The organism is Xenorhabdus kozodoii (assembly GCF_002632875.1).
Lineage (GTDB): Bacteria > Pseudomonadota > Gammaproteobacteria > Enterobacterales > Enterobacteriaceae > Xenorhabdus > Xenorhabdus kozodoii.
Genome location: NZ_NJCX01000006.1, coordinates 111,134 through 123,675 on the forward strand (window position 1 = coordinate 111,134; position 12,542 = coordinate 123,675).

Genomic DNA, 12,542 nt, shown 5'->3' on the forward strand with positions numbered 1-12,542 from the left:
TTAATCATTTTCACCGAAAATAGGATTAACAACCAATGAAAATAATCCTAACCATACTAATCTAATAAAATTAATTAGATACCTTGGCTATTTTTCCCTTACCATAAACAGTCACGGCTTTTTCAATGGCAGGTAAGAAGATTGATTCACCCGCGAGTAATCTTAATTGCTGCTTATCAGTGCTGATAACCGCTTGCCCTTCAACACAAAATAGAACCGATGCTGAATCATTTTCCAATGAAATGGGTTGTTCTGAAACAGGATAAACAGAAAAACAAAAATCATTAACAGGAACAGGGTAATTCAGAGCATCTTTTTCCTGTTTTGGCTCGGTTAGCAAAGTATCGGCAGCTTTTGGAATAAAATCCAGATTAGCCATTAATTCAGTGACATCAATATGCTTGTTGGTTAAACCTGCCCGCAAGACATTGTCAGAATTGGCCATAACTTCCAGAGCAACACCGTTAAGATAGGCGTGGGGAGTGCGGGCATATAAAAACATGGCTTGACCTGGTTCGAGTTCAACGACATTGAGCAGGAGCGGTGCAAATAGCCCATTATCATCGGGATAAAACGAGGCTATTTTTTTGATCGTATCCCACGGTTCGCCCTGATGACTGTTTAATGCCGATTTTAAGACCGCAATCGCCAATTGTTTTTGCTCGCCTTGCATATTCAATAACTGTGAGAATAGAAACGACAAATTTTGTTCAGTGGGTTGCTGGTGGAATGTTTGAATATCTGGATGGGCGGCAGAAACATACCCCAATAATTGCGCGATCTCAGATAGGGGCCTAAACGCATTCATAGCCTTGAACGGCGTCAATGCATAGACCAATTCAGGTTTATGATTATCGTCTTTATAGTTGCGCTGTGCTGAGTCTAACGGTATCCCTTGAGCATTTTCTTTGGCGAAACCGATTTCTGCTGATGTCTTATCAGGGTGTACTTGAATAGACAGTGGCTGGGCGGCACACAATACTTTGAATAAGAAAGGCAAACGCGGGAATTTTTTTCCAAGGTATTTTTCTGGTTCTTCGTCGATCAAGGTATTTAAGGCGATAGTTTCACCCGTTTGTGGAACCGTAACCAGTGAACTACATTTTGGATGTGCTCCCATCCATAGCTCGGCCATTGGCTGATTGTCAGGATTCTCGATACCATAAATATCCGTCAGGGCAGTTTTGCTTCCCCAGGCATAATGTTGGATTTTGTTGGTCATTTTCAGCATGGCGGAATTTCCTATAATAAAAAGTCACTTATTTATATGACAACAATACAATAAACACGGTTAGGTCGCATTATCGATGACAAATTTATGCCATGATAGACGGATGCCGACTCATTTTATCTGCAAAGTTTGTTCCGGCGTATTCAATTATTCTGTGTGCTAAGGAGATAGTAATGGCAGCCACTCGCATTGAAAAAGACTCAATGGGACCTATCGAAGTACCTGCTGACCAATTATGGGGAGCGCAAACTCAGCGTTCACTGGAGCATTTCCGCATTTCTCAGGAAAAAATGCCTGTTGCATTGATTCATGCCCTTGCATTGACTAAACAAGCTGCAGCTAGTGTCAATATGGATCTGGGCCTTTTGCCTAAAGAACGTGGCGAAGCAATTATCGCTGCGGCAAAAGAGGTGTTAGAAGGCAAACATCCAACAGAATTCCCTCTTGCTATTTGGCAGACCGGTTCGGGAACTCAAAGCAACATGAACATGAATGAAGTGTTGGCGAACCGCGGTAGTGAGATCCTTGGTGGCAAAAGGGGGAACGAACGTCTGATTCATCCTAATGATGATGTTAATAAGAGCCAAAGCTCTAATGACGTTTTTCCAACAGCCATGCATGTTGCAGCGGTCACTGCATTACGCGACCATCTGTTACCAGAGTTAAAGGTACTACAAAAGACGCTGGCAGATAAAGCGGAAGCATTCAAAGACATCGTAAAAATTGGGCGTACTCACTTACAAGATGCAACACCATTGACCTTGGGCCAGGAAATTTCCGGCTGGGCAGCGATGTTGACGCACAATGTGAAACATATTGAAGATAGTATTCCCCATGTGTGTGAACTGGCCCTGGGGGGAACGGCGGTAGGAACGGGTCTGAATACCCATCCTGAATATGCCGTTCGTGTTGCGCAGAAAATAGCTGAATTATCCGGCCATCCTTTTATCACTTCACCCAATAAATTTGAAGCCCTGGCAACGTGTGATGCGCTGGTGCACTCGCACGGTGCATTGAAAGGTTTGGCTTCATCATTAATGAAGATTGCTAACGATGTTCGTTGGTTGGCTTCTGGCCCTCGCTGCGGTATTGGTGAAATTTCTATTCCTGAAAATGAACCAGGCAGCTCCATCATGCCGGGTAAAGTGAACCCAACCCAGTGTGAAGCGATGACCATGTTGTGTGCCCAGGTGATGGGTAACGATGTGGCGATCAATGTTGGTGGCTCGTCGGGTAACTTTGAACTGAACGTATTCCGTCCAATGGTGATTCATAACTTCCTGCAATCCGTTCGCTTGTTGGCAGATGGTATGCGTAGTTTCAATGAGCATTGTGCTGTTGGTATTGAACCTAACTATGATCGTATCACTCAGTTGCTGAATGAATCACTCATGCTGGTAACGGCATTAAATACTCACATTGGCTACGACAAAGCTGCTGAGATTGCCAAAAAAGCCCATAAAGAAGGTCTGACGTTGAAACAGTCAGCACTCCAGCTAGGATATTTAACTGAAGCTGAATTTGACGAGTGGGTTCGTCCAGAAGATATGGTTGGTAGCATGAAGTAATGCTTGTTATATAAGCAAAAACATAAAAACCGGAGAACCTTTGCTCCGGTTTTTTTATATCTTAAATTTCTTTGTAAAGATGTAAGCGAGGAATGACCAACTCAAGTGGCTTCGCTTTGGGTTTATATTTATGTTTTATTGCGTTGGCATTGTAGTTGGGTAATGAACCGATTTTGGGTTTGATTTCATTATCTTCAGTATAGAAAACAATGACAGGAACCGGGCAGGCATATTGAACCTGTTTTTGTATTTCTGAATACCATACACGGGTAATGGGTTGCACTTTGACGGGCCGTTTGATTTTCAATACCACATCGTCGGGTAATTTTTTGATATCTGTCATCTCTAATGCCACCAATGCTGCCCATTGATCGCTGGAATAGGGGGGAACTGCTCTTCCTGCATTATAGCTTTTTTCCAACTTTTCAAGAATTTGTTGTTTGGTGACTTTATTAATGATGTTCTTATTAGCCCAACCAAAATTAATGGAGTCAGGGTTTAATAGGGGAGTGATAGTACGATAAGCATTTAAGGTAATCAGGCCCCGCAAACGGTCATGTACAAATTCAAATCGTTGCTCTTTACTGACGCCAGATCCTTTGGTCACGATATCTTCCAGCTCTATTTTTAATTGGTTAACTTCACTAATGACCGTCATTGCTTCTTTATATTGCTGGTGGCTGACAGTAAAACATAAAGCGCCCGGCAAACGGCTCGCCGCTTTACTGCTAATATTAGGGCTATTATGGTGTATGAATAGCTTCTGATAGAAACGTAAACCTATGTTGAGCGCTTCATATCCCTGTAACGGGTTAACTAAGATTTCAGTTATTTGTTCATGCTCTTCACCTTTTTCGATCTTCGGTAATTCAAATACCCGTGCATCAATAAGTTGATAGTTTGTTAACAATGCCACCAGTTCAGACAGTTTTTCTTCCAGCTTTTTAAAGCAAGTTGTAAGTGATTCTATTGAAAGATATTTATTCATAATTGTTATCAGCCAGCCTTGTTCAGATATGTCTTTGTTAGTTACAACATACTTTTGAACATAAACCCAAACCACAAAAAATTCAACCACAAACCACAAAAAGCTAACTAACAACAAAACAACTGTTGCGAAATAATTTAACATTGTGATAAAAAATAAATAACACGTTAATTAAAAGTTGATGTGCTAATTCCAACCAATTCATTCGCCCAATTAAACATAAATAAGTCATTTGATTGGTAACGTGAGTAATACATCAAGGTTGTAAAATATGAAAAGATTAGTTAAGCCTGTGAATTCCTTCAAAAAGGTGATTGATACACTATTGCCATACTCAGAACTAATCACAACTGATTTTTCAACACAAGGAAAACTAATTAAAATAGAGAGTGAATTTGCTAAGTTTTTTTTATTAGATCAAGGCCATATCAATATACGTAGAATAAACGACAATCTAATCATTGCGACGTTTTTTTCACCTTATGTCATCGGATTATCTTTTTATTCTGGCGCAGAAATCTATTATTCCATTGAACCAGGGGAAGATTGTAAAATTTATCAAATTCCTCGGCTTAGTGCATTGAATGCCGTAAAAAAGCATGACCTCTACAGAGAGTGGATGAGGATAGTTTCTTATAAAATATCTTTCTTTTATGCCAGGGATATTAGCCTTTTTCGTCACGGTAACAGGGATGTCGTATGTAGTTTGTTATCTCGCCTGATGACTTTACCTGCGGAATTCAGGGAAAATATTACCGTCATTAAATATATAGAACAAAGATGTACACTTTCCCGTAGTTGCATACAGCGAATCTTGCGTTCCCTAAAGAAAGAAGGGCGCATTGAACTTATTGATGGATATCTCACCAAAATATTAATTCTGCCGACTGAATCCTATTATTGAGAGCAAGATATTGCCGGCATTAGATAAATAATGAATAGTTTCGATTATTTTAAATGTATCACTTAAAAGGTTGCCGACATTTCTTATTTGAATCAAGCCGATGCCGGCAATTATATTTTATTATTTTGGTAATTTATTGAGCTTGCAGCCTAAATAAAGTGCAATAATGGTTAGTAATGAAATAAAAGCAGCAACGCCATTCCACCCAAAATAAGACCAAAATACGCCACCCAACGTCCCCGCAATACTGGAACCTGCGTAATAACAGAATAAATACAGTGATGAAGCTTGCGCTTTTGCTCGTCTGGCTCTTTGTCCTACCCATCCACTAGCAACAGCATGAGCGGCAAAGAAGCCCGTTGTCAGCACCATTACGCCCAATATCACTGCCCAAATGGGGGAAAATAGGGTGATTATGCAACCAACCAACATCATACTCGTCGCTGCTAATAATATTTTTCCTCTCCCATGCTTGCTGGTTAACTTACCGGCTTTAGTTGCACTGTAAGTTCCTGCCAGATAGACGATGGATAGCAGCCCAACGACAGTCTGGTTTAAATGATAGGGCGCTTCTAATAATCGATAGCCAATGTAGTTAAAGATGGTGACAAAACTGCCCATAAGCAAAAAGGCTTCAGCAAATAGCAGGGGAAGACCTTGGTCACGAAAGTGTAGTTTCAAATTGATGAGCAGTGACTTAGGCTTTAACGAGCTAGGTTTAAAGTGCTTGGATTCCGGTAACATCTTCCAAAATGCGATGGCGGAGATTAAGGAAAAAGCGCCTAATAAGATAACGGCGATCCTCCACGAGTAGTAATCCGCAATTATACCGGTAACTAAACGTCCACTCATTCCTCCTATCGAATTACCACTAATATAGAGTCCGATAGATAAGGCGACATAGCTTGGATGGATCTCTTCACTTAAATAGGTCATTGCTACCGCGGCAACACCACTTACTGACAAACCCACCAGTGCGCGAATAAACAAAATCCCATGCCAGCTTGTTACAACAGAACTTAAGAGAGTAAAAATGGCAGCAGCAATAAGTGATACTACCATGACATTTTTACGACCAAGGGCATCGGATAGAGGACCTGTGATTAACAGACCTAAAGATAACATCCCAGTGGAAAGTGACAGTGCCAGGCTACTGTTGGCCGGCGAGATGTTAAATTCATCTGACAAGATTGGCAAAATAGGTTGGACGAAATAGAGTAATGCGAAAGTTGCCAGCCCAACAGCAAAAAATGAGAGGGTAACTCGCAGGTAGACAGCATCTTCACGTTGAATATAGTGCTGTTTACTTTTGTGTCCCTGATTAATCGTGTTTTCAACATCTCGTTCAACGCCAGAGACCACTGATTTTCCACTGACGCTTTGGATTGTATTCACGCTACTTCCTTAATCTATGTAAAACAAACGTTAACTACTTGATGTAGATCAAGGATAGAAATTCACGAATATTTTGTCTAATATATTAATAGTTAGAAATGATATTTTAAAAGTATCAATTAGGTGATAGATAATGGCTACTAATATTGAACTACGACATTTGCGTTACTTTATTGCGGTGGCAGAAGAGTTACATTTTGGCCGTGCAGCAGAACGGCTCAATATCTCACAACCACCATTAAGCCAACAGATTCAGGCACTGGAAGCAAATATAAATGCTCAGTTACTGGTGCGTAATAACAGAAACGTTAATTTAACGTCTGCTGGACATATGTTTCTTCAAGAAGCGTACCAAATCATTGCCCAAGTCGATGCTGCCGCAACCAAAGCAGCCAGAATGCAACAAGGGGAGCTGGGAGAGCTGTCTATTGGCTTTACATCCACCGCACCTTTTATGCAAAAAGTGGCACTGAGTTTACGTCAATTCCGAGAGCGTTATCCTGATGTCGCCATCCATATGCATCAAATGAATACTAAACAGCAAATTGCGCCCTTACAGACAGGCAGAATTGATATAGGGATTATGCGTAATACGTCATTGCCCGATAACCTGGAATACCAGTTACTCTTTCGGGAGCGTTTTATGCTGGTCGTATATGATGATCATCCTTTGCTGAAGTACGCTAAGGAGGGTGTGGATTTGGAAATGTTATCTGATTATCCACTGGTGTTTTTTGAGCGTGATGTAGGGACAGCATTATATGATGAAATTATTTCCTTATTGACCAATGTAGGAGTGGTTCCAACGATTTCTCAAGAAGCAGGGGAAGCGATGACTATACTGGGGTTGGTCGCTGCTGGATTGGGAATAAGCATTATTACTGAATCGTTTACCCGAATGAAGTTAGATGGCGTCCAATACCTGCCTTTAGCGAACAGTCCTGCTTACTCTGAGGTGTGGTTGGTTAAGCATAAAAATAGTAACAATAGTGCAGCGGCAGAGCGACTAACTCATCTCCTGATTTCAAATATAGTGGATGAAACAAGGGGATGAAATGATCCATCAAAAGTAATAATCACAATAAGTTCGTGTGAAAGATCACATTTCTATTCCAAACGGATATCTTCTCATTTAAACAGAGACATAATCGTCATTAATTTTTTAGCAGCGTGAATTAAATGCAGGAGGCGAGGTGAGTGTTGATGTTCAACCAAGTCATATTGATCAAATTAAGCAGACTAACATTGGGTTAGTTTATCGGTTAATTGATCAATATGGGCCTATCTCGCGTATCGCCCTGTCCAAAAAAGCCAAATTGGCTCCCGCCAGTATTACTAAAATCACACGGGAACTCATTGATGCACATTTAGTGAAAGAAACGGAATTCCCTGGCCTCGGTTTTAGGGGGCGTCCGGCTATTGGGCTGAAAGTGGATAGTGAAGGGTGGCAATTTTTATGTATCCGCATTGATGAAGGGCGTATTGTTATTGGGCTTCGTGACCTGAGCTGTAATCTCGTCGTTGAAGAGCAATTCGCATTCTCTGTACTTCAAGGACACTCTTTCTTAGATTGTCTTGTCGATAAGATTGATAACTTCTTTTTGCGTCAACAAGCAACCCTGGAACGTTTAACGGCAATCAGTATCACCATCAATGCGATAGTCGATCCCATTAATGGGGTTATCCATAGCTCACCCTACTACGATATCCAAAACCTTCCTCTGGGAAAATTTTTACACCAACGCACAGGACTGCCGATTTTTCTGCAACATGGCATAGCCGCGTGGACAATCGCAGAGTCTTTATATGGAGCAGGGGAAAACTGTCAGGATCTTATCCAGCTTGTTATTGATAACAATGTGGGGGCAGGGATCATGACCGCGGGACAAATGCTTCATGCAGGAAATCATAGTGTCGTAGAAGTTGGACACATCCAAATAGAGCCTGATGGTGAACGTTGTTACTGTGGCAACATAGGCTGTCTTGAAACTGTCGTGGGCCTCAAAAAAGTTTTGCAAAAATCCTATTTCCTGACAAAAGGCTATTCTGGCTCTTTATCCGTTGATTTACTTTGCCAGTCAGCGATAGACGGTGATCCACTGATAACAGAAGTTATTTATGATGTAGGGGAAAGAATAGGGCGTATCATGGCAGTTATGGTCAATATTTTTAATCCCGAAAGGATCTTGATTGGTTCGCCGCTGAACAGCGTTAAACATATTCTTTACCCTGTCATCCAACAGCAGATAGCACAGCGTTCACTTCCTGGTTATAGCCAACAAGTTGAGATTGTGGCTACCCAATTTGATAATACAGGCACGCTGCCTGCGGCAGCTTTAATTAAGCAAGCGTTGTATAACGGTGAATTATTGATTGAGATTATGCAAGGATAACACCCATCACGCGAAACATTGAGCTAACGCAATCCCCATCTTAAACACATCCCCTACACTCTAGCCCTACTCGTTAAAGAGAATAAGTAATTGCCTCGTTATTATGTATGGAAAACGGAAAAATGAATTTATGCTAACGCGCTTATTTGTTACAGGCACGGATACCAACATCGGTAAAACAGTTGTTACCCGCGCATTATTGCAAGCCTTTAATCGTGAAGGGACAACCGCAGTAGGATATAAACCTATTGCAATAGAAAAACAAGAAACACCGGAGGGAATACGTAATCGTGATGCCTTAGTCATCCATAAATCTTCACCGGTACAAGTGGGCTATGAAGAAATCAATCCTGTTATTTGGGGAAACAATTATGAAGAAGCAAATCGTGCTGACTTTACCCAAATGACAAAAGGCCTAAAGAATTTAGGGCATAAAGCAGATCGTGTCATTATTGAAGGTAACGGGGGGTGGCGCATGTTACTGGACGATGAAACGTTTTATTCTGATTGGGTCGTGCAAGAAAAACTTCCTGTCATCTTGGTCGTTGGTATTCAGGCGGGTTGTGTTAACCATGCCATTCTGACTGCGCAATCCATCATTAACGATGGTGTCCCCCTGATTGGCTGGATTGCAAATCGCATCAATCCAGGACTAGCACACTACGCTAAGGTCTTGGAACGATTGCAGCATCACATACCGGCACCACAGTTGGGGGAAATACCTTATCTTTTAAGGCCAGAAGAACGCGATCTGTCGTGTTATCTGGATATTTCCGTAATATCAGGCATTTGATGATTGAAAAAAGAAATAAAAAGGGAGCAAATTGTATGCTCCCTTTTCCAAAAGTTAGAATGAATGTCACTCTTGGCTTTTCTTATCACTTGGTGTTTGGGTTGGCGTTGTGCCAGTCGAGTTAGAGTGAGAAAGACGGACATAGACTATAGTTTGCTTGCCGTGATCACAATGACCAACAACTTTTCCACTTGTGGCATTGTTTTCACTAGCTTGACCACCAGAAACTAAATCAAGCCTGAAATCCGTTTTTGGAACACCATTCTTGATGATTTTCTGCGCAATTTCTTCTTTCAGGCTTTCACATGTTATCTTTTGTGACGCTTGCACTGCAAAGGGAGAAATCGCAAAAAATAAAGCTCCAGTCAGTAGGATCTTTTTCACCATCATCTCCTTATTTTGATGTCGGTGTTGAATTTATTAAGGTTTAACCGGGAGACCTGTATTAATATCCAGGCAACGCTTTGTGCTCGGTTCCCAATAGGCATTAATATTGGCACTTTTCAAACAGGCTTCACGATTATCAGCTTCCACTTCATACTTATCAAACTCTTTCTCTCTACGTTTGTCCACTTTCTGGCGTAATCTTCTTTGTTCATTCCAGTTTTCTTGGCTTTGACGCGCTTTTTCTTTGCTCAAGGAATTTTCTTCGCCATTGATGGTTACGCATGTACTTTCCGCGCCACAAGGCGTAGAAAATGCTGATGTTTGCCAGAAGAGAGAAGACACCAGAGCAATAATAGAAATGCTTTTAACGATCAAAGAACGAACGCTCATGTTTAAACCTCTTGTACTTAATAAAAGATAAGATTAGGCCATTTAACGAAATTGCCAAAATACAATTAACCCCTGTGTATGCTTAGACCGGCAAATGACTGACAAACAGGCATCATTTCTAACGTGTTAATATTGACATGAGAGGGCAGGTTAGCAACCCAAAATACGGCTTCCGCGACATCATCGGCTGTCAGTGCATTCGTTCCCTCATAAGTTTTATCAACCTGTTCTTGATTACCTTTAAAACGGACATGAGAAAATTCAGTTCCGCCAACCAGGCCTGGCTCAATATCAGTGACTCGAATGTTCTTTCCATGCAAATCAGCCCTTAGCCCTAAACTAAATTGTTTTACAAAGGCTTTGGTGGCACCATAGACGTTACCGCCAGCATAAGGCCAATTTGCGGCGGTGGAACCAATATTAATAATGTGCCCGTGATTAGCTTGTACCATATTAGGCAACCAAACCCGTGTCATGTTCACTAATCCTTTGGTATTGGTATCAATCATGGTTTCCCAGTCATCAGGATTAGCCAGGTGAGCAGGCTCTAACCCTAGTGCAAGCCCTGCATTATTTACAAGAACGTCGATATTACGCAGGTTATTGGGTAGTTGTTGAACGACTTGCTCGATAGCCATCCGATCTCTCACATCCAGTTGGATGGGGTGGAAGTTTTCCCCTAATTCATGCTTCAACTTATCTAATCTATCTTCACGACGCCCTGTTGCAATGACGACAGAGCCATGTTTAATAAATTTTCTCGCAATGGCTTCACCGAAACCGGAAGTTGCCCCTGTCACAAAAATAATCATAACTATCCTCTTAATCAGCTAATTATTATCGTTAATACCCTATTAGTAGAAAAAGTTGTTTCTCATTAGTCAAGGTTAAATTATTCTGTTTTTTATAATTGATTGTTTTTATTTGATTTATTTGGAAATGGACAAAGCCTTTGTTAACAAAAAGAAAAACTTGATAAAAATAAGTAACGGCAATAAATTGTTACTATAGAATTATATCATAAGGGGATAGTATGCCATTTTATCCAAAATTTAGGACTACTTTTGAGCCAGGAGATCTGATATTTGGTTTATCTGAGGAAAGAAGTAAATATGCTCAAAAACACCCATCATTTGTTCATTGTCATGATCCTAATAACATTTTTGTCATTGATAAATATTCAATTACCCAACGTGAAATTACTGTACGCAATTTGCTTGGACACCAAATCCCACATAATCAAGAAAGCTTTACAAGAGCAATAGAAAAACATCATAAATACAAAGGAATACGGAATAAAGAAAGTGATAATGACATTAAAATTGACTTTAGCGTAGGGAAAGTCCACTACTCTAAATCAGTGACAAGACAAAAATGTAAGGCTGGGTTATCTTGGTATTCTCACTCATTAAACAATTCATGTATCCATTTTATTTTAGATGGAATAGATATGAAACGTGTTCTCAATAAAACCAACGAAATCAAGAAAATAAATAAATCATATACTGGTAGTGAACTGAGATGGATATACCGAAATAGGAATGATCCAAGAGTTAAATCTTGCATACAATTTTGGCGAAACGGTCGGCCAGTACTCCCTCCTTGGATAGAAGGAAGGGAGGCATATTTATGGCAAGATTACCATCCAAAATCTGAAAATTCCGACATTGAAATCGGGGAATTTGCTGAAACTGTTTTGAACCAACATCTAAGATAAACATAATGGCTCGCAGAATAGTAGCTTCAGATCCTGATGGGTTTTCTTGTTAAAACTTTTACGAGCGCCGGTATAAACACAGCGGTGTAGAATAAGGGGACATATAACATTCCAATAGCGATCAGCATAATTCCTATGGAAAGCATCAAAGCAACCGTGCTATCAGGGGAGGTTGTATTCATTAATCCCTCAGATAAACCTATCAAAAATTCTTTTGCTTGTAATTTTGCATAAAGCCATGACGAACCGACAAGAACGGTTCCTAACCAAAATGAGATCCAGCATATCGCAGATGTAAAGGAGATTGCGTTATTTCTCATTCTTTACCTTTTTATTCATTAAATTATAGACATTGAAAGGATGCCCTAAGTTAAGTATTGTCACTATGCGGGCAGGGTGAAAAAACTTCGATATCTTATTATCTAAATATTGAGTAATCAACTAGATAAGAGGAGTTTATAGTTGATAAACAATCTGAATGATGAGCGCAATGTCATTTTAATCCTAGCTCGAATGTGGCAAACAATAACTATTGGTGAAATTTCTCCAAAAGATGTGGCTGCAAAATGGGTTTTATCCAGGTTGTCCAAAGAACATTTGGCCTTGATCTGAGTGTGGGTGGATGTTCCCATGATTGGAGACACTTAACAAACGTAGTCGCGACAACGCCAATTGAGAGCGTTTTTAGGGTAAGAAGATCGGGTACTCAGGGTCAAACCTCAGTACTTTTTTAAAAGTGTTAAAGGTTCGCACAATCTATATTATGTTAAATTAAC

General features: G+C 40.4%; 13 protein-coding genes and 1 pseudogene. 7 read left to right on the forward strand and 7 right to left on the reverse strand.

The genetic code is table 11. The features are described 5' to 3' along the window. Nucleotides 1-70: 70 nt before the first annotated feature. Nucleotides 71-1,231, reverse strand: coding sequence for a mannose-6-phosphate isomerase (gene manA / locus Xkoz_RS05455; protein WP_099141210.1), 1,161 nt, complete (start codon nucleotides 1,229-1,231; stop codon nucleotides 71-73). Between the two features lie 173 nt (nucleotides 1,232-1,404). Between manA and fumC the strand changes: the two genes are divergently transcribed. Then, a complete protein-coding gene (gene fumC, locus Xkoz_RS05460; RefSeq protein WP_099141211.1) occupies nucleotides 1,405-2,799 on the forward strand; it encodes a class II fumarate hydratase in 1,395 nt (464 codons plus the stop codon). Between the two features lie 61 nt (nucleotides 2,800-2,860). Here fumC and tus read toward each other — a convergent pair whose 3' ends face one another. Then, nucleotides 2,861-3,787: a DNA replication terminus site-binding protein gene (tus, locus tag Xkoz_RS05465; RefSeq protein WP_099141269.1), complete on the reverse strand. Its 927-nt coding sequence runs from the start codon at nucleotides 3,785-3,787 to the stop codon at nucleotides 2,861-2,863. A 271-nt stretch (nucleotides 3,788-4,058) separates the two neighbouring features. Between tus and Xkoz_RS05470 the strand changes: the two genes are divergently transcribed. After that, nucleotides 4,059-4,691 carry a helix-turn-helix domain-containing protein gene (locus tag Xkoz_RS05470; RefSeq protein ID WP_099141212.1) on the forward strand — a complete coding sequence of 211 codons (633 nt, stop codon included), beginning with the start codon at nucleotides 4,059-4,061 and terminating at the stop codon, nucleotides 4,689-4,691. A 120-nt stretch (nucleotides 4,692-4,811) separates the two neighbouring features. Here the strand turns inward: Xkoz_RS05470 and Xkoz_RS05475 are convergent, their stop codons facing one another. Beyond that, nucleotides 4,812-6,053, reverse strand: coding sequence for an MFS transporter (locus Xkoz_RS05475; protein WP_244183406.1), 1,242 nt, complete (start codon nucleotides 6,051-6,053; stop codon nucleotides 4,812-4,814). A gap of 166 nt (nucleotides 6,054-6,219) precedes the next feature. On the opposite strand from Xkoz_RS05475, the gene Xkoz_RS05480 reads away from it, so the two are divergent. The 3 genes from Xkoz_RS05480 (at nucleotide 6,220) to bioD (ending at nucleotide 9,272) form a co-directional block, all read left to right on the forward strand. Further along, nucleotides 6,220-7,140 carry a LysR family transcriptional regulator gene (locus Xkoz_RS05480; RefSeq protein ID WP_099141214.1) on the forward strand — a complete coding sequence of 307 codons (921 nt, stop codon included), beginning with the start codon at nucleotides 6,220-6,222 and terminating at the stop codon, nucleotides 7,138-7,140. Nucleotides 7,141-7,279: 139 nt separating this feature from the next. Further along, nucleotides 7,280-8,479, forward strand: coding sequence for a sugar metabolism global transcriptional regulator Mlc (gene mlc / locus Xkoz_RS05485; protein ID WP_099141215.1), 1,200 nt, complete (start codon nucleotides 7,280-7,282; stop codon nucleotides 8,477-8,479). Nucleotides 8,480-8,609: 130 nt separating this feature from the next. After that, a complete protein-coding gene (gene bioD / locus Xkoz_RS05490) occupies nucleotides 8,610-9,272 on the forward strand; it encodes a dethiobiotin synthase (protein WP_099141216.1) in 663 nt (220 codons plus the stop codon). Nucleotides 9,273-9,338: 66 nt separating this feature from the next. Here the strand turns inward: bioD and Xkoz_RS05495 are convergent, their stop codons facing one another. The 3 genes from Xkoz_RS05495 to ydfG form a co-directional block, all read right to left on the reverse strand. Next, complete coding sequence (locus tag Xkoz_RS05495; RefSeq protein WP_422646078.1) at nucleotides 9,339-9,659, reverse strand: DUF1161 domain-containing protein; 321 nt, start codon at nucleotides 9,657-9,659, stop codon at nucleotides 9,339-9,341. A gap of 33 nt (nucleotides 9,660-9,692) precedes the next feature. Then, entirely contained in the window at nucleotides 9,693-10,049 is a 357-nt protein-coding gene (locus Xkoz_RS05500; protein WP_099141217.1) for a DUF1283 family protein, read from the reverse strand. Between the two features lie 65 nt (nucleotides 10,050-10,114). Continuing rightward, complete coding sequence (gene ydfG, locus Xkoz_RS05505; RefSeq protein ID WP_099141218.1) at nucleotides 10,115-10,861, reverse strand: bifunctional NADP-dependent 3-hydroxy acid dehydrogenase/3-hydroxypropionate dehydrogenase YdfG; 747 nt, start codon at nucleotides 10,859-10,861, stop codon at nucleotides 10,115-10,117. Between the two features lie 221 nt (nucleotides 10,862-11,082). Between ydfG and Xkoz_RS05510 the strand changes: the two genes are divergently transcribed. Further along, nucleotides 11,083-11,766 carry a hypothetical protein gene (locus Xkoz_RS05510; RefSeq protein WP_099141219.1) on the forward strand — a complete coding sequence of 228 codons (684 nt, stop codon included), beginning with the start codon at nucleotides 11,083-11,085 and terminating at the stop codon, nucleotides 11,764-11,766. A gap of 26 nt (nucleotides 11,767-11,792) precedes the next feature. On the opposite strand, the gene Xkoz_RS05515 is transcribed toward Xkoz_RS05510, so the two are convergent. Beyond that, nucleotides 11,793-12,086 (reverse strand): hypothetical protein, encoded by a 294-nt coding sequence (locus Xkoz_RS05515; RefSeq protein ID WP_099141220.1) that lies wholly within the window; start codon nucleotides 12,084-12,086, stop codon nucleotides 11,793-11,795. Between the two features lie 160 nt (nucleotides 12,087-12,246). Here Xkoz_RS05515 and Xkoz_RS05520 point away from each other — a divergent pair. Further along, nucleotides 12,247-12,375, forward strand: a pseudogene (locus tag Xkoz_RS05520) (aminoglycoside adenylyltransferase domain-containing protein); the annotation flags it as partial. Nucleotides 12,376-12,542: the final 167 nt, after the last annotated feature.

Bases quoted from the DNA above. Each gene is read 5' to 3' on its own strand.
- manA (WP_099141210.1), bottom strand. From the start codon at position 1,231: ATGCTGAAAATGACCAACAAAATCCAACATTATGCCTGGGGAAGCAAA.
- fumC (WP_099141211.1), top strand. From the start codon at position 1,405: ATGGCAGCCACTCGCATTGAAAAAGACTCAATGGGACCTATCGAAGTA.
- tus (WP_099141269.1), bottom strand. From the start codon at position 3,787: ATGAATAAATATCTTTCAATAGAATCACTTACAACTTGCTTTAAAAAG.
- Xkoz_RS05470 (WP_099141212.1), top strand. From the start codon at position 4,059: ATGAAAAGATTAGTTAAGCCTGTGAATTCCTTCAAAAAGGTGATTGAT.
- Xkoz_RS05480 (WP_099141214.1), top strand. From the start codon at position 6,220: ATGGCTACTAATATTGAACTACGACATTTGCGTTACTTTATTGCGGTG.
- bioD (WP_099141216.1), top strand. From the start codon at position 8,610: ATGCTAACGCGCTTATTTGTTACAGGCACGGATACCAACATCGGTAAA.
- Xkoz_RS05495 (WP_422646078.1), bottom strand. From the start codon at position 9,659: ATGGTGAAAAAGATCCTACTGACTGGAGCTTTATTTTTTGCGATTTCT.
- Xkoz_RS05500 (WP_099141217.1), bottom strand. From the start codon at position 10,049: ATGAGCGTTCGTTCTTTGATCGTTAAAAGCATTTCTATTATTGCTCTG.
- ydfG (WP_099141218.1), bottom strand. From the start codon at position 10,861: ATGATTATTTTTGTGACAGGGGCAACTTCCGGTTTCGGTGAAGCCATT.
- Xkoz_RS05510 (WP_099141219.1), top strand. From the start codon at position 11,083: ATGCCATTTTATCCAAAATTTAGGACTACTTTTGAGCCAGGAGATCTG.
- Xkoz_RS05515 (WP_099141220.1), bottom strand. From the start codon at position 12,086: ATGAGAAATAACGCAATCTCCTTTACATCTGCGATATGCTGGATCTCA.